This window comes from Mesorhizobium huakuii, assembly GCF_014189455.1.
Classification (GTDB): domain Bacteria; phylum Pseudomonadota; class Alphaproteobacteria; order Rhizobiales; family Rhizobiaceae; genus Mesorhizobium; species Mesorhizobium huakuii_A.
In genome coordinates this window covers 6,143,614-6,163,273 of sequence record NZ_CP050296.1, presented here as the reverse complement: position 1 = coordinate 6,163,273, position 19,660 = coordinate 6,143,614, and the positions used below count along the sequence as shown (strand labels likewise).

The following is a 19,660-nucleotide window of genomic DNA, read 5'->3' as shown; positions in this document are numbered from 1 at the left end:
CAACTCTCTTACCGATTTCCTGAAAGCCTCACGCACAATGTCGAAGTCGAAGGCCGAAATGTGTCTGTCCGTCCCGTTCGCGTCCATAATGGCAGCCCTCACGCAACCAAAATACACGATGGAATCATAATTGCTTCCATCGTGGCTTCAAGGGGATTCGATTGTACGTTTTTAACAAAGCAGTGGTCTGCTATGCTGCTGGCCACAGGCAGGCGCCAGGACGTGCAGGGCGCGTCGGCAGTGTAGGACGGCGGGCAGCCGAAACGCGCGCTGGCGACGAGGCTCCTGCGGAGCATCGACCTATTAACGTTCCGTTAACCATTCGGGATCACCCTCATTGAGCGGCTCAAGCACCGCAGTTACAGGCAACCGACAAGGCCCGTCGCTCCCCGTACCCCTCCGAGCGGCGGGCTTTGCCTTTAGACCACCAGCCTAGATAAGTTTCAGGAACTATTTCAGCGCATGCTAATTGAGTCGCGGCATTTTGCGAGTTCCAGTGCATGCGTTTGAAGTTCATCGACCCTTTGATTCCTACCCTGGTCGAGAAGCCTCCCGAGGGCGACGGATGGATTCACGAGGTCAAGTTCGACGGCTACCGCACTCAAGTCATCGTCGACGCCGAAGGCGTGCGGATCTTTACCCGCCGCGGCCTCGACTGGACGTCGAAGTACCGGGATCTCGCCAAAGCGGCCGGCGATCTCGACGTCAAAAGCGCCATCCTCGACGGCGAGGTGATCGTCACGAATGAGGCTGGCCTGTCCGACTTCCGTGCACTCCGCAAAGCAATCACCAGCCGGCAGCACGACCTCTATTTCGTGGCCTTCGATCTGTTGCACCTGAACGGATACGATCTTCGCGATATGCCACTCAAAGACCGCCGGGCTGGGCTATACGCGATAGTTCCGCCCGGGCTCCGCATCCAATTCAGCGAGGCGCTGCCCGGCGATGCCAAGGCGATCTTCGAACTGGTCGACAAGGCCGGGCTGGAGGGCATGGTCTCGAAGCGCAAAGACAGTAAGTACCGGAGCGGCAAATCGACGGCCTGGCTGAAGATCAAGGCATATACCATCGACGAATACGAACTTCTCGGCGTCGAGCGCGAGCCAGGCAAACCGGCCTTCGCGCTGATGGCGGAGCGTGGCACCGGGCGCTATGTCGGCAGCGCCTTCATCACCTTGAACCGGGAAATGCGCGAACGGCTCTGGAAACGCGTCAAGGACCACGCAGGAGCGGCGCCAAAGGGCATGAGGCGGCCGGCGACGCAGTGGGTCAAGCCAGGGCTGATCGGCCGTGTAAAGCATCTGCGGGGCGAGGAGGATTTGAGGCACGCCTCACTGCAGGATTTCCGGGAAGAATGAGCAAGCGCGGGAGTGATTTTCTCTACCACTGGATATCGGACCATCTAGCGGACAGTCCGATTATCGACCCCGTCCTCATGGTGATCGATATGGCTACGGACGCAAAACGAGCGGCGGAAACCGAAGGCATTCCCGGCCGAGAGATCGACGAGGAAATTGGCACGATCTATGAATTTATCATGCGGGATCTGCGCTGATCTCTTGCTGGGCCGAACGTTAGACGGCTCTAAGAGTTCCGGTAGGATCTATGGTCTGGGCGGCCGCATAGCGTCACCATCGTTATGGCTGAATCCCAGCCTGCAATCGTCATTGTGGAATTGAGGCGCAGGCTTCCTCCTTATTGATGATGCTGCCTTTGGCTGGCAGTTGTATATTCGCAGGGTTCGGGTGACGCGCGGGAGGGTGCCATGCGAGAATTACCATTCGACATCGATGCTGATGCCGTGATTGAAATCGGCCGATATCTGGATAATCACGCGAAGACCACCGCGGTTTCGATATCTGAAGCACTCCGTGTAATCAGGCGTCGCGTCAACAAATCGCGCGTCGGCGACAGCGGTTTGGAGGAACTGATTGTAGAAAGCGCCGCAACCAGAAAGCTTGCCCTTTTGTTGGACAACCACAATTAAAGGGAAGCTTCGGCGGTGTAGGAGAGCGGCCGGCGAGAGCGCGCGCTGGCGGGCTCTATAGGAGGCGCGACGAAATTCATTGGCCAATTGGCCCAATAGGCATACTGTCCGCTGGTCGTCCGCCTTCTTCGGCATACGGATGCGTAGCTAGCTTCACCCCACGTTTCGCAACGCCCGAACCGCTTCGACTAACGTCTCTCGATCATTACCAAGTGTCCTGATCAGAAACCTCAACTGGTCGAGAGTGATGCCGTTTTCCACGGCAAAAACCCCGTCCTCATGAACCTCAACGACTTCGCGCTTCGGCTGCTTTTTGGACATGAACCCCACCCCTGGTTGCGACCGATTTAGCGCAAAGGCGATATTTCGTCGACTACGGATTTGACGAAGGCGGCCCGACAGCCCGTTGGGGTGTGACTTTTACCGACCGCCGGGCCTAACCGGCGAGGGCACGCCGGCTGATTCGACCCTAATATTAGCAACTCCGCAACAGAACCCTGTACGGACGTTTTCCCCCGGTATTGTCCCATTTCGGGACGTCGGTGCTGGCATTGCTCTTGCTTCGGACTTCGTACCGGGTAATCCCGGCCCTGATCGCGTAGCTGATCAGGTAGTAGGCCCGCCGGGCTTGAGGTGGTTGGGGTCTTCGCCCGGCGGGTTTCCCCCTTAGGCCTTTTGTTTTGTGGCCCTGTGGCCGATATAGCTGCATTTGCCGCTCTCCAGCATGCAGGCAAAGGGCGGACTTCCCGGGCATCGGTAAAGGCCAACTGCTCTGTCCATGCGAGAAGGTGTCCCACGGAGGCTCACGCGTGTCGCCGTTCATTGTGATGAAGAGACAGGGCGTGCAGCAATCCGCGAAACAAGACGCCTGATTTGCTCGATGAGGTGAAGGACGATCTGTTCGACTTCTAGCCCTCGGCCGATGCGCGTTGGCCGGCACCTCGTTGGACGGGGGCGTTGGGGTAAAAGGCGCCGGCCAGGCGGAAACGGGTCCGCCGCCGGCGCAAATTATCAAAGGTCAGGGCAGGGGATATGGTGTGATCGCGGAAGGCGCGCTAAAGCGCTGGGCTTGAAAAGGCCGGCGCCAGAGGGGAGGTTGCCCGAATGGCGCCAGCCAGATGGTCCTCTTCAGGCCCGCCGCACTCCAGACATAGCTGAGTCTTTCCGTGACGTCATGTCGATCGGCCACTAAGCCTTTGCTTTCAGCTTCGCAGGCACCTACTTTGCTCCCATCTCAGGCACTGACTTGCGGCCCAGGCCCATGGACTTTGCCATAGCAGACCTGCGGTCGGAGTAGTTCGGCGCGACCATTGGATAATCCCTCGGCAGGTTCCATTTGGCGCGGTAGGCTTCCGGCGTTAAGCCGAAGTCGACGCGTAGATGGCGCTTCAGAGATTTGAACCGTTTGCCGTCTTCGAGGCAGATGATAAAATCGGGCATTACCGACTTCTTCGGGTTGATCGCGGGCACAAGCTCTTCGGCTAGCGGCGCTGACGGCTGGCTAAGCCCTGATAGTGAGAGATGCACCGACGCGATTAGCTCCGGCAGAGCGGCGGCTGGCAATGGGTTATTGCTCACATATGCGGATACGACATCTGCGGTTAACCCGGCTAGTTGGGCTGCGCGGGTATCGGCTTCGGTCATTTGTTGATTCCCTTGTTGTCTGGTCAGCCTCTTTATTAGAGTGATCTTAAGTACGCAACCGCACTCCTGGCCGGCCTGCGAAACCGTCTGTTCGTCTGAATTGCAAGGCCGCCGGCCGTGATCGGCGCCCGGTGTTCTTCACCTGCATTCCTGACTACGAGGGCCTGCAGCGAGAGCGCAATCGCGACTGGAAACCGACGTTCGATAGCGTTGTCTGCAATCATCACAATGAATGGCGGCAAGCGTAAAATGCCCATGTAGCATCGGGCTTGTTTGCCGCATCGGAAGGTCAGTCCTTAAGTGCTCTCAACTGTTTTAAGGGAGAAGCTGGTTTGCGAATGCGGTCGCACCGGATTTTGAAACTACGAGAAGACGATCAGCCCCTCAGTGGCACCTGGGAATCCTACAGCTTGGAGGGTTTCAATGGCGGTAGCCTGACGATCACCAGTTCCGGAAATATTCCAGGCGACAAGTTGGCCTATCTGCACCCTTTGTGTCCTCAATGCAGCCAGTGGGGCAAGGTGAAGTATGCCAGCCGGACCTAAGTCCGCAAGAACCACCTACATCGTGAGCGTGTTCGAGAAACCGCATTGGCGCACTGTCCTGACCGCCAAGGACGCTGGCGATGGCCAAGGAGATCGGCGACAAGGTGCGGGTCGAGGCGGTCACGCCGAAGCCGAAAAGGCGCTGATCAGAAGATGGCGCGCAGTGTCCAGACGATCGCCGACAGCATGCCATATATCCCGCCCACCAACATTATGGCGCCGAAACCGTAAAGGGCAACGCCGGCGGCACGGTCTAACTTGGGGCTGCGCTCTATGAAAGCGCATGCGGCGCCGGCAAGCCAAACGATCGCCGCCAGAGCGAGGATCGCAAAATTCAAAGCTGGTGCGGAGGTCGTAGCCATTCCTAGGTGCCGCCTTTCTGAGCCTCACCCCGGCGCCATTCTGGGGCGAATGAACTCGACGCCTGGCAAAACTATTCCCACGACTTGCAGTTGAGTACGGCAGCGAAGGCGATGTTTTTGAGGGTGTTGCGAGAACGTAACCCCGCGGCGATGGCTCCAGACTGCCTTCACAGCGGCGGGCTTTTGCTTTGTCTCACTGGCCTCCAATTTCCTCAAGCCTCGCGTCGAGTGCGGCCTTTGCCTGCACATAATCGAATTGCTCGCAGTTTTGCTCTGCCACCTTGTAAAGGGCTTGAGCTACGTATCTGAGGCGAGTTGTGTAGGGCATTGTCTCAAATCGCTTATCGGGCTTGCCAAGAACTCTCCCTCGACAGGCGAAATACCATCGGATGCATTTGGATGAGGCGTTTGCCTCATCTTGCGATATTGAACACAGGTCGGCCCCAGAAGCTTGGCCTGAGATCGTCAATGCCCCCAGAGCGGCGATAATTCCAAGGAAGCCGAAAGCATCAGACACCCTGGCGCGACCCAATTTGCGCAATAGACGATTTGGCATCGTTGTTCTTAGGCCCCCACATGTCGCGTCCATGTCGCGTGGACTTGCAGATAGTCGCAGGAAAAAATTGGGGTCGCAATTGGCAGTAGGAAGAACCGCAGGTATTGCTTGCCAGCAAAATGTCGCGGGGGACGCTGATGGCCGATCTATTAGTTAAGCTTCAGACCATAGCGACGATCGTCGCGACCGGAGGAGGGACCTACATAGCATTTGCTGGCCTGCACGCCTGGAAACGTGAAATGAAAGGGCGTCGCGATATCGAACTCTGCCAACATGTCATTGCGCAGTTTTATGAGGCCGAAGAGAAAGTAAGAGAACTCCGCAGCCCTATGTCATATCCGGCGGTAGAGATCCGCGGATCGACCCAGGCGTGATCATGAATCTGAGGGCGAAGTCCGCGTGCGCGACACGCACTATGTCCCCATTGCCAGGTGGAAATCGCAGAGTAATTTTTGGAAAGACTTCTTCTCCTACAAATTTCGAATGAGAGCGCTGTTCGGTCCGAACGCTAGCCGGCCCTTTGAGAAGGTTGACGAAGCGCTCCGGTCGTTCACCGCCTTGGCTTACACACGCTACGAAAGCATTAGGGGCGAGCGGGTTGAACTGGGTGATGACCCAGCCTTTCGCAAAGAGATTGACGCCGCCGTTTGGGGTCTTCCGTCAGCGCAGGACAAAATTGGACCGCTGTTACACGCCGCGATACGGGAGATGGAAGATATTTGCATCCCGATCGTCCAGAACGACTCACCATTCAGCGCCTTGCTCCGCCGGTGGAATCAGCGCCAAGAAAAGATTATGCGTAGATTTGTGCGTAAGAGTTAGAAAAGTGAATAAAATCAAGTAAATCAGACACCTATGGCGGAGGGAGTGGGATTCGAACCCACGGTGAACTTGCGCCCACGCCGGTTTTCAAGACCGGTGCCTTAAACCGCTCGGCCATCCCTCCGTTGTGATTATTCAATCACTTAGGACTTTCGCTATCGGCCGTTTTTGAGCGGTTGGCACCGGATTGGCACCGAAGGCGTTCCCGACCGGTTCGCTGTTCATTCCTGTAATGCGGCATTGAGGGCCGCGTCAACCACTGCGGCGGCAACTGAGGTCCGGACGATGCGGCCGCGTAAACATGCGGCGACCGGTCCTTCTGTCCCATAATGGATCAATTGCCGCTGGCCCAACAATTGCACTGTCAGCAATGCCGGCTGTTGGGGCCGTGGGGCGGACCTCGCCGCTTCGCAAATGGAGCGGCGAGGTTTCTGCGTTCAGGCAGATTGCAGGGCAACCAGACACTGCGACTGGCCACAGGCGGGCGCCAGGACGCGCGGGAAGCGTCGGCGCGGTGTAGGTCGCGGCCCGCGGGAAACACGCGCTGGCGAGGCCGAGGAACGGGCCTAATGCCTCACTTAAGGATGAAGTACAGCGGGACGAGAATCGAGAATGCCGCGACAGCGGTCAGAAATAGGTCTGTGGTCATGAGCCCCCGCTCGGAATTTCATGACCACCTCACATTCAATTAGGCTAAAATGCAAGGCATTAGCGCGCGCTGACCGTCGACCAAGCTCGATATTCAGGCGTCGATCGACCGGCTCGGGCATAATCACGGGTTCGATGCATCAGGATGGCCGGGCTGTTCGGCTAACGTTTTCTCAGGTGATGTTCGAAAATCGTGAGCTTCTCTTCGTAGCCAATCCGCACCTTCGTCTCGCAGCCATCGCATTTGAAGCTGCCGATCGTCTTCAGCCAGGAGCCCTTTCTCACCGTCGGATAGGAACAGACAGGACAATGAAACTCGACCGGTACATCGCGCAACTCGTCGGACAAGGGCATGGCACTGCTTCTCTTCCACTCGCAAACCGGTGCTCAAAACGAACGGAGGAGCCGATGGTTTCATAGGATGGGACTTTTTTGTGCAAAAGCTGGTTCGCCACAGGGAAAGCTGCCTGGCGACCGCCGATGCCACCGGGAAAGAAGTGGAGTTCATCCGCTGGTTTGGGGGTGGGTCGAGATAGGGTGGTGATCCTCTCTCCCCGTAACAGCCGTCACTATCTGCATCTCAAGAAAAGCCGTCGCCAGCGTCACCAACAAAAATATGCGGACGAGACGCCCCCGCGAGATCGCGTACCACTTTTGCAAGAATATGCACACGACAGTAGCAACGCCCATTGCTACTGTCGGGAATAGTGAGATTACAGTATCTCGCGACATAAGCCCCAATCCCAATCAGGTTACTCATAACGCGAACGGGGGCGATACAAGTCCCCTAGCCATTCCCCTACCGCCGGATAGCGCCAAGGTGTGAACGGTACCAAATGACCAATATCACGTTTAGCTAAAGTAATGGAACGTCCAACGGACATTCGCGGAACTAAAGCGGTAACGTCAGACCTTCGCTGGCAGGGCGCAAGACCTTAGTCTTGCCTGTCTTATGGTTAAGATCGGAAGCTGTTCGGCAGAGATAAGGCCGCGTCATTTCGCTTAAGATTCGGGTCACGCCATCGAGCCATAGCCGGACCCTGACCTTCAGCGAAGCAGGCGCCCGAGGTTCCACCGCAATGGCCGTGCGGTTTTAGCTAATGCTTTCACAAGCAATGCGGCCCGGCACCTATAGATTGGGATGTGAATAGGACGCCGGGCCTAGCCGACAGGCAGTTTTGTGAGCAACAGCGCGCCGGCTGGCGAATATATGTACTAATGCTAATATGATCGCAGCGTGTGAATGAAGGAAAAAGCAAAGGCCCTGGCGATGAACGACGAGCCGGCCACAACCTACATCGTCAGCGTCTTCGACAGACGCACTGGCGGACCGTGCCGACTACCAAGGACAAGCAGAAGGCGCGGCCAAGGGGGTCGGCGACAAGGTGCGGGTCGAGGAGATCACGCGTTTCGGCTGTTGCAGTGCGGATAGATATTGCCGCGACAACTACGAGATAGACCGCTGCCCTCATGATGCAGCTTTGCGCGCAAGCTTCACCCCCGCAATGGCGTGTTTGACGATTTCCGGCAACTTTGTGGGTAACGGACTCGTAGAGGAGTTGGTCGCTCTATTGTCCCTTGTACCGGGGCGGCTGGCTCGCTGAGATTTCGTTGGGGTTATCTCGGCGAGTCTAAAAGGGACGCTAGGGGCGCTATCTGTCCCGTCACCTCGATCCTGCATGCACATTCGCGCCACAATGTTGCCGGGTTCCGAACATAGTCGATTAATACCGTGATAAACAATTCCTGCGCACAAAGGATCGGGGTTCAGGGCGTCGTTGATATCGTCGAGTGAGTGCTTTGGCTCCTCTGCTGTTCAAACGACGGCGTCTTGATTGAGACTGTAGGGGATTTCAGGATAATGCAGGCTACGACGCGCCCGCGTCTTCGTCGCGCTTCCACGCTTACGCTGCTGGCTGCGTCGGCTGCATTGCTGGCGGCTTGCGCGTCGCAGCCTGAGCCGAAGGCGATGGTGAATCCCAAGCATCGCTCCAAGGAATATTTCGCCGAGACCGAATATGGCGTGAAGGCGAGCCCGCGCGTCAACTTCATGCGGCGCGGAGGCGGTCGCGACCAGCTTGGCAAACCCTACCAGGTTCGCGGCAAGTGGTACTATCCCAAGGAAGATCGGCACTACGCCAAGGTTGGCCTGGCCTCCTGGTATGGCGACGCCTTCCATGGCCGGCTGACCGCCAATGGCGAAGTGTATGACACGGCGCAACTGACCGCCGCGCATCCGACCATGCCGCTGCCGAGTTACGCCCGTGTCACCAACCTCGAAACCGGCAGTTCGGTCATCGTGCGCGTCAACGACCGGGGTCCGTATCATGAGGGCCGCATTATCGACGTCTCGGAGCGCGCGGCGCAGATGCTCGACTACGACAAGGTCGGCACCGCGAAGGTCAAGGTCGAATATGTCGGTCGCGCACCGCTCGACGGCAACGACGACCAGTATCTCATGGCATCCTACCATCCGGGCAACCGGATTCCGGATCCGTCGGATGGCTTGCCGACCGGTGTCATGGTGGCGATGAACGGGCCGTCGCCCAGCCTGCCGGTAGGCGCAGCCGCTGTGCCGTTCCCCAGACAGTTGACGGATTCCGGCCAGGCCTCGCAACCGTCCTTGTCGGCGCAGGCACCGGCTTTCGGCGACCTGGTGCTGCCCGATTTCGGACCGATCGTGCCGGAGCGCCCGGAGCTCGGCCTGCCGCCGCAGTCGCCGTTCGCGGTGGCCTCGCTGTCCTATGCGGATGAACGCGTGCAGCGCGCCGATGTCTTTGCCGCGCTGGACGACAGCGGCATGTCGCCCGCCGACATCCTGCGGTCCTGGAAAAGTCCAATCCGCAAGCGTCGCCGTCCAATGCCGACTATGTCGCGGCCGGCACGTTCGATGACGCCGCCGAAGCCAGGCGCGTGGCCACGGCACTTCAGCCCTTCGGCAGAACGGAGATCCAGCGTTCCGATCTCGACGGCAATGACTGGTATGCGGTCAATCTCTATCCGAATGGCCATGGCGGCCTGGACGAGCTGCTGCAGGCGGCATGGTCGCACGGCGCGCCGGACGCTCTGGCTGTGCGCAACTGATCTATTTTGCCCGCGCGGTTGATCCGGCGGAAAAAACCCTGATAGCTTGGCTGTGCCAAAACCGGCAAACGGGTCAAGATTTCATGCAGTTGCGCGCCTTTCCGCCATTTGCCGGCTTTCTGGGACTGGCTTTACTGCTGCTTTGCCTCGCTCCAGCCCACGCGCAGCTTTTTGAGACCAAAGCCACCCAGGCCTTCATGATCGATGCCGACACCGGCACGGTGCTGTTCGCGAAAGATGCCGACAAGCCGATCCCGCCGGCCTCGATGGCCAAGCTGATGACCATGGAAGTGGTTTTCAACGCCATAAAATCCGGGCGCCTCAAACTCGACGACACGTTCGTGGTCAGCGAAAACGCCTGGCGCAAGGGCGGCGCGCCGTCGGGAACATCAACGATGTTTGCCAAGCTGAAATCGGCGATCCGGCTCGAGGACCTGATCCAGGGTGTGACCGTGCAGGCGGCCAATGACGGCTGCATCGTCATCGCCGAAGGCATGGCCGGATCCGAGGACAATTTTGCCGCGCAAATGACCGAGCGCGCCCGCCAGATCGGCCTGAAAACATCGACCTTCGTCAATTCGACCGGCCTGCCGGCCGACGGTCAGCAGACGACGGTGCGCGAACTGGCGCTATTGGCCCTGCATCTATGGCGCGATTACCCGGATTTCTATCGCTACTACGGCCTGAAGGATTTCACCTGGAACAAGATCTCGCAGAAAAACCGCAACCCGTTGCTGGTCATGGACATCGGCGCCGATGGCCTGGCTGTCGGTGCGAGCGAGGTGTCGGGCTTCGGCATCGTCGCTTCGGTCACCCACAACGGCACGCGGGTGATCATGGCGATGAGCGGGTTGGCCAACGACAAGGAGCGTGCCGAGGAGGCGCGCAAGCTGCTCGACTGGGGCGCGCGCTCGTTCGAGAAGACCGAGATCTTCGCCAAGGACGAGGTGGTCGGCGAGGCCCAGGTTTTTGGCGGGGCGAAATCCGGCGTGACGCTGAAGGCAAAAGGGCCGATCGACATCTTCCTGCCGATCACCAACCGCGACAAGCTGACGGCCAGGATCGTCTATACCGGCCCGGTTGCGGCGCCCGTTGAGGAAGGCCAGCCGGTGGGTGCGCTGCGCGTCTGGATCGGCGACACGCTGAGCCAGGAGACGCCGCTTTTCGCCGCAGAATCGATCGGCGTCGGCACGTTGCCGCAGCGCGCGCTCGATGCCGTCAAGGAACTGGCCATCGGCTGGCTGCGATAGCACCGACGGCATGGACGTTTTCCCGAACGCGGACTATCTAGAGCGCAACAATCCACCTGGACAAAGGCCCTTTCGATTGGCGCGCGGATTTTTCATCACCTTCGAAGGCGGCGAGGGCGCAGGCAAGTCGACGCAGATCGAACGGCTGGCGAGGAAGATGCGCGCCAAGAAATATGATGTCCTGCTGACGCGCGAACCGGGCGGCTCGCCGGGCGCCGAAGCGATCAGGCATGTGCTGCTTTCGGGTGCCGCGGAGCCGTTCGGACCGAAGATGGAAGCGCTGCTCTTCGCCGCCGCGCGTTCCGACCATGTCGAGCAGGTCATCCGGCCGGCGGTCGAGCGCGGTTCGATCGTGCTTTGCGACCGTTTCCTGGATTCCTCGCGCGTCTACCAGGGCGTTACCGGCGGGATCGACCCGGCGTTCATGGCTGCGCTCGAACAGGTCGCCATCAACGGCATGATGCCCGACATGACGCTGATCTTCGATATCGATCCGACCGAAGGCCTCAAGCGCGCGACGCTGCGGCGCGGCAGCGATGCCGGCGCCGACCGCTTCGAAAAGGAGACGCTTGATATCCATCAGGCCCGGCGCGATGCCTTTCTGGCGATCGCCGCGGCTGAGCCGGAACGCTGCATCGTCGTCGACGCGTCCGCCGATCCCGATACGGTGGAGCACGTCGTCACAGCGGCCGTATTCGCGGCTCTGGAGGCGAGGGCGCCCGCACGCAACAGGCAGGCCGCACCGGTATGATCTTCGAACGCATCGCACCGGAACAGCATGATACGCTGGACGGCGTGCCCGAACCGTCCGAAACGCCCCGTCTGGTCGGGCACAGGCAGGCCGCCGAGATGCTCGCCGCCGCCTATCGATCGGGAAAGCTGCCGCATGCGCTGATCTTTGCCGGACCGGTCGGCATCGGCAAGGCGACGCTGGCCTTCCATCTGGCCCATCACCTCTTGAAGCACCCAGCCTTCGCGCAGGCGCCGGAAAGCCTGGCCAGTCCCGATCCTGCCTCGCCGCTGTTTCGCCAGATCGCCACCGGGGCGCATCCGGGCGTGCTGCATCTGACCCGGCCGATGAACGACAAGACCAAGAGCTTCAAGACAGTCGTCACCGTCGACGAGATCCGCAGGGTCAGCCGCTTCCTGTCGATGACCTCGCATGATGGCAGCTACCGGGTCGTCATCGTCGATCCGGCCGACGACATGAATGCCAATGCCGCCAATGCCTTGCTGAAGAATCTTGAGGAGCCGCCGGCGCGAACGCTGTTCATTCTTATCGTCCATGCGCCGGGCAGCCTGCTGCCGACGATCCGCTCGCGCTGCCAGGTGATACGCCTGACGCCGCTCGACGCCGACGATTTGCTGGCGGTGCTGCAGACCGCCGAACCGCCGCCACCGGACGATCCGGCTGCGCGGGCGGCACTGGTCGAACGGGCAGGGGGCAGCGCCCGCAACGCGATCCTGTTGACGCAATATGGTGGGCTTGAGATCGCCGAGACGCTCGATGCGCTGGTGGCGAAGGGAAAGAACGACATCGGCGGAGCCTATCGGCTAGCGGAAGCCGTCGCCGGCCGCGACCAGGCGATCCAGTTCGATATCTTCAACCGCCGGGCGCTCGACTTGTTGTCGGACGCCGCGAGCCAGGCAGCGCTGTCGGGCGATCTCGCGCGGGCCAAAATCCTGTCGGACACTTGGCATGAGGCGCTGGACGCGATATCTGAGACCGACACCTACAATCTCGACAAGAAGCAGCACGCCTTGACCATGATCGACCGCCTGAATTCTGCGATGCGAATGTGACGGCCCCCACCGGGATGGCAATCGCCATTCCGATGCGATATCCACCGCCACGGCTTCCATTCAGACATTCATGATGGTTCATTCATGTCACGCGACACATTCTACATCACGACCGCGATTTCCTATCCGAACGGCAAGCCGCATATCGGCCATGCCTACGAGTTGATCGCCACCGACGCGCTTGCGCGCTTCCAGCGGCTCGACGGCAAGGACGTGTTCTTCCTTACCGGTACGGATGAGCACGGCATCAAGATGCTGCAGACGGCGAAGCGCGACGGCATTTCGGCGCGCGAACTGGCCGACCGCAATTCGGCCGATTTCAAGCGCATGGCGACCGCGCTCAACGCCTCCAATGACGATTTCATCCGCACCACCGAAGAGCGGCACTACGCGTCCTCGCAGGCGATCTGGAAGGCGATGGACGCCAATGGCGACATCTACAAGGGCGGCTATGCCGGCTGGTACTCGGTGCGCGACGAAGCCTATTACGGCGAGGAGGAGACGGAGGTCCGCCCGGACAATGTCCGCTACGGGCCACAGGGAACGCCGGTCGAATGGGTCGAGGAAGAGAGCTATTTCTTCCGGCTCTCGGCCTACCAGGACAAGCTCATTGCGCTCTACGAAAACCAGCCCGACTTCATCGGCCCGGCCGAGCGCCGCAACGAAGTGATGAGCTTCGTCAAATCCGGGCTCAGGGATTTGTCGATCTCGCGCACCACCTTTGACTGGGGCGTGCCGGTGCCGGGCGACGAGAAGCACGTCATGTATGTCTGGGTCGACGCGTTGACCAATTACATTACTGGCGTCGGCTATCCCGATGAAAATGATGAGAAATGGCGCTTCTGGCCGGCCGATGCGCATATTATCGGCAAGGACATTGTGCGCTTCCACGCAGTCTATTGGCCGGCCTTCCTGATGTCGGCAGGCATCCCGCTGCCGAAGCGCGTCTTCGGTCACGGCTTCCTGTTCAACCGCGGCGAGAAGATGTCGAAATCGGTCGGCAACGTCATCGACCCGTTCACCATGGTCGACCACTACGGCGTCGACCAGGTGCGCTATTTCTTCCTGCGCGAGGTGCCGTTCGGCCAGGACGGGAGCTACAGCCATGAAGCGATCGTCAACCGCACCAATGCCGACCTCGCCAACGGCCTCGGCAATCTGACGCAACGCTCGCTGAAGATGATCGCCGCGAATTGTGGCGGCGTGGTGCCGCAGCGTGGCGAGCTGACCGAAGCCGACAGTGCGATCCTCGACCAGGCAGTGGAAGCGCTTGGCACAGCGCGCAAGGCGATGACGGAGCAGGGTATCCATCTGGCGCTGGCGGCAATCTTCGGCGTCGCCGCCGAGGCCGATCGCTATTTCACGTCTCAGGAGCCCTGGGCGCTGAAGAAGACCGACCCGGCGCGAATGGAAACGGTGCTGTGGACGACCGCCGAAATCGTCCGTCGCGTCGCACTTCTGAGCCAGCCTTACATTCCGGGGTCGGCCGCCAAGCTGCTCGACCTGCTGGCGGTGCCGGCGGACAAGCGTAACTTCGAGTATGTCCACGCCGACTATGCACTGGTTTCCGGCACGGCATTGCCGGTGCCGGAAGGCGTGTTTCCGCGTTATGTCGAACAGCAGGGTGCGAACGCCTGATGCTCGTCGACAGCCACTGCCATCTGGACTTTCCGGATTTCACCGAGGAGCGGGCGGCCATTGTCGCCCGCGCCAAAGCGGCCGGCATCGGCCGCATGGTGACGATCTCGACCCGTGTGAAGCGGTTTCAGCAAATACTTGAAATCGCGGAGAGTTTCGACGAGGTCTTTTGTTCCGTTGGCACCCACCCGCACAATGCCGCCGAGGAACTCGACGTCACGACTGCCGAGCTCGTCCGTCTGTCGGCTCATCCGAAGGTGGTGGCGATCGGCGAGGCGGGGCTCGATTATTTCTACGACAAGGCGCCGCGCGATGCGCAGGCGCAGGGCTTTCGCAATCACATCGCCGCCGCTCGCGAGACCGGCCTGCCTCTCGTCATCCATTCGCGCGACGCCGATGACGACATGGCAGCCATTCTCGAGGATGAAACAGGGAAGGGCGCCTTCCCCTTCATCCTGCACTGTTTCTCCTCAGGGCGCCGGCTGGCCGAGGTGGGCGTCGCGCTCGGCGGCTATGTGTCGTTCTCGGGCATCCTGACCTTCAAGAACTCAGTTGAATTGCGCGCCATCGCAGCCGACGTGCCGCGTGACCGGCTGCTGGTCGAAACAGACGCACCCTATCTGGCGCCGATACCGTTTCGCGGCAAGCGCAACGAGCCGGCCTATGTCGCGCACACTGCCAAAGTGCTGGCGGAAACGATTGGCGTCAGCGAGGCTGAAGTCGCTGATCTGACGACGAACAATTTCTTCCGGCTTTTCGGCAAGATGCCGCGACCTGCCGAGCAGAGTGCCTGAACGATGACTGACCGGCTGCGCCTCACCATTCTCGGCTGCGGCTCGTCGCCAGGTACGCCGCGCATCACCGGCGACTGGGGCAATTGCGACCCGACCAATCCGAGGAACCGGCGCATGCGCACGGCGGCACTGGTCGAGCGGATTGCGGCCAATGGCGGCCGCACCACCGTGGTCATCGACACCGGGCCGGATTTCCGCGAGCAGATGCTGCTCGCTTCGGTCAAACGCATCGATGCGGTCGTCTACACGCACCCGCACGCCGACCATATCCACGGCATCGACGATCTGCGCGGCTATGTGCAGGAGCAGCGCCACCTGATTGACATCCATGCCGACCAGCCGACGATGCTGCGTCTGCGACAGGCGTTCGGCTATTGCTTCGAGACACCGGCGGGCAGCTCCTATCCGCCGATCGTGCGGGCCCATATCATCGACCACGCAAAGCCCGTGGTGATCGAAGGCGAGGGGGGTGCCCTCACCCTCGAGCCGCTGCCGCAATTCCATGGCGACATCATCTCGCTCGGCTTCCGCATTGGCGGCCTGGCCTATTGCCCTGATATTAGCGGCTTTCCCGACGCCACCGCCGAGCGGCTGCGAGGCCTGGAAATGCTGGTCATCGACGCGCTGCAGTACAACACCCATCCAAGCCATCTCTCGCTCGGCCAGGCGCTGGAATGGATCGAGAGGCTGGCGCCGAGGAATGCCGTGCTGACCCACATGCACGTGCCGCTCGACTATGCCACAGTGATGGCCGAGACGCCTGATCACGTGGTGCCGGCCTATGACGGCATGGTGATCGAAATTCCTTATGAATCAGCGTGATATGAACGACCTCTTATGAGAGCGTTCGGCTCTTTGGGCCGAATATCAGCAGCGTTCCAATCCGCTCATAGCCCATGCGGGGATAAAGCAGCGCTCCGGCATGTGTCGCCATCAGCACCGAGCAGCGCGATCCATGGGCCTGGTCGTCGTGCAGCATTTTAGCCATCAGCGCCTGGCCGATGCCGCGGCGCCGATGAGAAGGCTCGACAAACATGGCCTCGCACCAGGTGGCACCGGAAAGGTGCGGCTTCTGCCCATGCTGTAGCCATGCACGAACACTTCAATCGCCACTTCGATCTCAGGCTTTGCTGTCGTCATTCACGCAGCGTAGCGTTGGCCATCAGCTCAGGGCAATACGCATCGATCGTGCCAAGCCTATGAAAATCAGCAGCAATTTCCAGCTGCTGGTCAATGCTTCAGTTCCATAATCTATCTTATGCGACTTTATGATGTCGTGGATGCCGGACGTTGCAGTCCTTTCACAGCCCCCAGAGGTCAGCCCTGAATCAGGCCCTTCGCAGCCAAAGTTATCAGTGTGGCTGCATTCAGGTCATAGGAATCGAACGCGCCCGCACGAACCCATGCGTGATCCTCAAACTCATCGTTGAGTTCCACCGTCCGGTTGGCGGCGCGGCAATCGAAGATGAGGTAAATCATGTAGATTTCCTCGGTCGACCCGTCCGCATACGTCTTGACCCGAACATCATCGCGAAATGTCCAAGGGGTCGCTTGCACGATCTCCAACTTGTCACCAAGCTCTTCCCGGATCTCCCGGCGAAGTGCCTCTTCGATGTTCTCTCCGGCTTCCATCCCGCCACCGGACAAAGCCCATTGGCCTGGAAACACGCCTCGGTCGCTTGGCATTTTGCAAAGCAGATATGCGCCATCGTTCTCGATCAGCGGACAGACGATAATCCTCTGCTTCATTGCCAGGTCTTTCTGTGATTTGCCTTCGCCATCTCTCGTCGCTGGATCACTTCAGATCCGACAGCTCATCATCAAGGATCAGTGCCTGCCGGGCCGTCGCATCAAGCATGCAGCTGACAATAATATTGCTCTGGCGATCGGTGTTGACGGTTTCGGCGGACCCTTCTGCCGCACAGCGCGCATTTAGATAAGCGATCCATGCGCGCTGCATCTTGCGATAGCCTTCCCGCAATTTGGGTGTGCCGGCCTTGGCCATGAGCGCATCGTAGGTCGTGTTGAGACGATCCTCCCACACACTGACCTCGCGGTCGGCGCAATCGATCAAGCCCAACTGTGACTGGCCATCGTCGATCTCGAAAGAGCACAGATCGGTTACATAGTTTATGCACGAGGCAGGTTCGTGGCCGGCGAGCTTGATTGCGTTGTCGATATGGGATGCCGGCTTTGGCGCTTCATTCACACCGGGAACGTCGCCAGGAAAATCGCTGACATATTTTAGGCATTCGGCAAGTGCCGCCTTGTCCGAGGCACGTGCTTGATCCTTGGCCATGGCTGGCGCCAAGGCGGCAAGCAGCAAGCCACAAGCCGCCAGCAGCAGAAGGCTTTTCATCGCGCAGATCCCTACTTTGCTTTCAGATTTGCAGAATGCGGCCTTTGCAACAAGGTCCGCGATGCGATCGCTCCCTGCCCCATTCGAACTCGGCAACTCGTACCGGCCCGCCGCGATTTCGGTGATGGCATCGAACCGACGAACAACTAGCCTGCCGTCGCGCTGGACTCATAGTCAGGACCGTCAAAAATGACCGCCTCACCTTCCTTTCTCGGCCTTCCCGATCGCCTCGCCGATGGCCGCCCGCTCCGCGCGGTGATCTTCGGAGCCGGTCACGGCAGCACCTATCCCGGCAAGGACAGCAGCGGCTATGCGTTGGCCGCCGACGCCATCCGTGCAGCCAGCCAGGGTGATGCCCCGCTCGTCGAGCACTGGGACTTCGATCTCGGCGGCCCGTTGTTCGACGGCAAGCCGGCCTGCTGCGTCGACGCCGGTGACATCTCGACCATCCTGCACGACAATGCCGAAAACCGGGTCCGGATCGAGGCGAAGACGCGTGAGGTCCTGGCCCTGCCGGCCGTGCCGATCCTGCTTGGCGGTGACGATTCCGTCGTCATTCCGTTCCTTGTCGGCTTTGCGGATCACGGACCGATCTGGATCCTGCAGATCGATGCCCATATCGACTGGCGCGACGAGGTGCATGGCGAACGCTATGGCTATTCGAGCCCGATGCGGCGGGCGAGCGAGATGCCGCATGTCGCCGGCATGGTGCAGGTTGGCCTGCGCAGCGTCGGCAGCGCCCGCCTCGCTGAAATCGAGGCAGCGCAGCACTATGGCAGCCGTTTCGTGACCGCGCGCGAAGTTCATGCCCAAGGCGTGGAAGCGGCGCTCAGGCATATTCCGGAAGGCGCACGCGTCGTCGTCACCTTCGACTGCGACAGCCTCGACCCCGGCATCATGCCGGGCGTGGCGGCGCGTACGCCGGGCGGCCTCACCTATACGCAGGCGATCGACCTGATCGCGGGCCTCGGCAAGCGGGCCAGGATCGTGGGATTCGACCTTGTCGAACTCTACCCGCCCGCCGATATTGACGGCCTGTCGGCGCTGACCGCCGCGCGCCTTCTCGTCAATGTGATCGGCACCATCTCCCGACAGGTTTGAAATCCGGCTTCTCTTTCGAACAGTCAGGTCTCCGAGCATCCGTTATGAAGGATGCATGGTCCCATGGCGTCGGATTCCGGCTGGCCGTCCGCCGATCACTGCCGCCCCTCGTCCAGGCTGATCCGGTAGCTCAGCGAACGCTTCGCCCCCGGTTCGATCAGCATCACGCCAGGCTTGTCGCTGACCTCACCGTCAAAATCGACCGGACTTGCAACACCATGCCAAGGTTCGATGCACAGAAACGGCGCGCCGCCCGGTTTGGACCAGATGCCGAGTTCCTTTGCTCCCTGCCATGACATTTCGATCGCCGGACCGTGGTCGGCGGCGTAACGCACGCTGGTGCTGGCGGGCCGGTCCAGGATGACGGCGTCGTCGTCGAACAATCGTTCGGACAGTGCAAGCGTCCTGCCGTCGATCAGCGTTGGCCGCAGGTCGGGGAGTAAAAGCCCGTCCTTCAGGCGGCGGATCGGTGCCCGCTCGGCCTCGGCAAAGGTCAACCGATAGGCTTCCTTGGGCAATTCCGGCAGCAACGGCCAGTTGAATGCCGGATGCGCACCGATCGAGGCCGGCAACAGCTCATCGCCTGTATTGGTGACCTCCAAGGTCACGCCAAGCCGCTGGCGGTCGAGCGTGTAGGTGACGGCAAGGCGAAAGGCGAATGGGTAGTACGCACGCGTGTCAGCATCGTCGGTGAGGACAAGCGTGCAGGACCGAGGCCCCCTCTCCACCCAGGTGAACGGCTTGTCGCGGGCGAAGCCGTGCTGTGTCATCGGATAGGTCTGGCCGCGATGGCGCAGTTGGTCGCCCTTCAGCCGGCCGACGATCGGAAACAGCACCGGAGAATGGCGCCGCCACTGTGGTCCGGCCTGCCACAGGAACTCAAATCCGTTCGCATCCTGCAGCGAAACCAGTTCGGCGCCCTGCCCGACTATAACAGCCGAAATGCCGTCGCCCTGAAGCGTTTGGCTGTCCTGTGCCACATGTCCTCGCGCGGTATTAAAGGCTGCCGCGCGGCAGACTAGCAAAAGCTCTTGGGGACTCAAGACGTAGTCGGATCTTGCCGGAAC

Annotated in this window: 20 protein-coding genes, 1 tRNA gene and 1 pseudogene; 13 read left to right on the top strand and 9 right to left on the bottom strand. The window is 60.3% G+C overall.

The features are described from left to right. Positions 1–500: 500 nt before the first annotated feature. The 3 genes from HB778_RS29940 (at position 501) to HB778_RS29930 (ending at position 1,987) form a co-directional block, all read left to right on the top strand. Positions 501–1,358, top strand: coding sequence for an RNA ligase family protein (locus HB778_RS29940; RefSeq protein WP_183459119.1), 858 nt, complete (start codon positions 501–503; stop codon positions 1,356–1,358). After that, entirely contained in the window at positions 1,355–1,555 is a 201-nt protein-coding gene (locus HB778_RS29935; RefSeq protein WP_183459117.1) for a DUF768 domain-containing protein, read from the top strand. Before HB778_RS29940 ends, HB778_RS29935 begins: the two co-directional genes overlap by 4 nt. Positions 1,556–1,765: 210 nt before the next feature. Next, on the top strand, positions 1,766–1,987 hold the full coding sequence (locus HB778_RS29930) for a hypothetical protein (protein WP_183459115.1): 222 nt from the start codon (positions 1,766–1,768) through the stop codon (positions 1,985–1,987). A 153-nt stretch (positions 1,988–2,140) separates the two neighbouring features. Here the strand turns inward: HB778_RS29930 and HB778_RS29925 are convergent, their stop codons facing one another. From HB778_RS29925 to HB778_RS29915, 3 genes are all read right to left on the bottom strand, one after another. Next, positions 2,141–2,308 (bottom strand): hypothetical protein, encoded by a 168-nt coding sequence (locus HB778_RS29925; protein WP_183459113.1) that lies wholly within the window; start codon positions 2,306–2,308, stop codon positions 2,141–2,143. A gap of 897 nt (positions 2,309–3,205) precedes the next feature. Continuing rightward, positions 3,206–3,631, bottom strand: a complete 426-nt coding sequence (locus tag HB778_RS29920) for a MucR family transcriptional regulator (RefSeq protein WP_183459111.1) — start codon at positions 3,629–3,631, stop codon at positions 3,206–3,208. Positions 3,632–4,322: 691 nt separating this feature from the next. Next, on the bottom strand, positions 4,323–4,538 hold the full coding sequence (locus tag HB778_RS29915) for a hypothetical protein (protein WP_183459110.1): 216 nt from the start codon (positions 4,536–4,538) through the stop codon (positions 4,323–4,325). Between the two features lie 660 nt (positions 4,539–5,198). Between HB778_RS29915 and HB778_RS29910 the strand changes: the two genes are divergently transcribed. Both HB778_RS29910 and HB778_RS29905 read left to right on the top strand, forming a co-directional pair. Further along, on the top strand, positions 5,199–5,468 hold the full coding sequence (locus HB778_RS29910) for a hypothetical protein (RefSeq protein ID WP_183459108.1): 270 nt from the start codon (positions 5,199–5,201) through the stop codon (positions 5,466–5,468). Between the two features lie 25 nt (positions 5,469–5,493). After that, positions 5,494–5,916, top strand: coding sequence for a hypothetical protein (locus HB778_RS29905; RefSeq protein WP_183459106.1), 423 nt, complete (start codon positions 5,494–5,496; stop codon positions 5,914–5,916). 34 nt (positions 5,917–5,950) lie between these two features. Here the strand turns inward: HB778_RS29905 and HB778_RS29900 are convergent. Together HB778_RS29900 and HB778_RS29895 are read right to left on the bottom strand one after the other, a co-directional pair. Beyond that, positions 5,951–6,040 (bottom strand) — tRNA-Ser (locus tag HB778_RS29900). A gap of 686 nt (positions 6,041–6,726) precedes the next feature. Beyond that, positions 6,727–6,918: a hypothetical protein gene (locus HB778_RS29895; RefSeq protein ID WP_183459104.1), complete on the bottom strand. Its 192-nt coding sequence runs from the start codon at positions 6,916–6,918 to the stop codon at positions 6,727–6,729. A gap of 1,507 nt (positions 6,919–8,425) precedes the next feature. Between HB778_RS29895 and HB778_RS42880 the strand changes: the two are divergent. From HB778_RS42880 to HB778_RS29860, 7 genes and pseudogenes are all read left to right on the top strand, one after another. Then, a pseudogene (locus HB778_RS42880) lies at positions 8,426–9,648 on the top strand (septal ring lytic transglycosylase RlpA family protein). An 83-nt stretch (positions 9,649–9,731) separates the two neighbouring features. Then, complete coding sequence (locus HB778_RS29885) at positions 9,732–10,898, top strand: D-alanyl-D-alanine carboxypeptidase family protein (RefSeq protein WP_183459102.1); 1,167 nt, start codon at positions 9,732–9,734, stop codon at positions 10,896–10,898. 76 nt (positions 10,899–10,974) lie between these two features. After that, positions 10,975–11,649, top strand: a complete 675-nt coding sequence (gene tmk / locus HB778_RS29880) for a dTMP kinase (RefSeq protein WP_183459100.1) — start codon at positions 10,975–10,977, stop codon at positions 11,647–11,649. Then, entirely contained in the window at positions 11,646–12,701 is a 1,056-nt protein-coding gene (locus tag HB778_RS29875; RefSeq protein ID WP_183459098.1) for a DNA polymerase III subunit delta', read from the top strand. The genes tmk and HB778_RS29875 overlap by 4 nt, the downstream gene beginning before the upstream one ends. Positions 12,702–12,785: 84 nt before the next feature. Then, positions 12,786–14,339, top strand: coding sequence for a methionine--tRNA ligase (gene metG, locus HB778_RS29870; RefSeq protein WP_183459096.1), 1,554 nt, complete (start codon positions 12,786–12,788; stop codon positions 14,337–14,339). Then, positions 14,339–15,133 (top strand): TatD family hydrolase, encoded by a 795-nt coding sequence (locus tag HB778_RS29865; protein WP_183459094.1) that lies wholly within the window; start codon positions 14,339–14,341, stop codon positions 15,131–15,133. Before metG ends, HB778_RS29865 begins: the two co-directional genes overlap by 1 nt. Before the next feature lie 3 nt (positions 15,134–15,136). Next, complete coding sequence (locus HB778_RS29860; protein ID WP_183459092.1) at positions 15,137–15,955, top strand: MBL fold metallo-hydrolase; 819 nt, start codon at positions 15,137–15,139, stop codon at positions 15,953–15,955. 13 nt (positions 15,956–15,968) lie between these two features. Here the strand turns inward: HB778_RS29860 and HB778_RS29855 are convergent, their stop codons facing one another. The 3 genes from HB778_RS29855 to HB778_RS29845 all read right to left on the bottom strand — a co-directional run bounded on the left by HB778_RS29855 (position 15,969) and on the right by HB778_RS29845 (position 17,492). Next, complete coding sequence (locus tag HB778_RS29855; RefSeq protein ID WP_244661666.1) at positions 15,969–16,169, bottom strand: GNAT family N-acetyltransferase; 201 nt, start codon at positions 16,167–16,169, stop codon at positions 15,969–15,971. A gap of 281 nt (positions 16,170–16,450) precedes the next feature. Beyond that, positions 16,451–16,882, bottom strand: a complete 432-nt coding sequence (gene nudI / locus HB778_RS29850; protein WP_183459090.1) for a nucleoside triphosphatase NudI — start codon at positions 16,880–16,882, stop codon at positions 16,451–16,453. A gap of 46 nt (positions 16,883–16,928) precedes the next feature. Continuing rightward, positions 16,929–17,492 carry a lysozyme inhibitor LprI family protein gene (locus HB778_RS29845; RefSeq protein WP_183459088.1) on the bottom strand — a complete coding sequence of 188 codons (564 nt, stop codon included), beginning with the start codon at positions 17,490–17,492 and terminating at the stop codon, positions 16,929–16,931. A gap of 189 nt (positions 17,493–17,681) precedes the next feature. On the opposite strand from HB778_RS29845, the gene HB778_RS29840 reads away from it, so the two are divergent. Next, positions 17,682–18,593: an agmatinase gene (locus tag HB778_RS29840; RefSeq protein WP_183459086.1), complete on the top strand. Its 912-nt coding sequence runs from the start codon at positions 17,682–17,684 to the stop codon at positions 18,591–18,593. Between the two features lie 95 nt (positions 18,594–18,688). Here HB778_RS29840 and HB778_RS29835 read toward each other — a convergent pair whose 3' ends face one another. Continuing rightward, complete coding sequence (locus HB778_RS29835; protein ID WP_183465265.1) at positions 18,689–19,573, bottom strand: aldose 1-epimerase family protein; 885 nt, start codon at positions 19,571–19,573, stop codon at positions 18,689–18,691. Positions 19,574–19,660 lie beyond the last annotated feature (87 nt).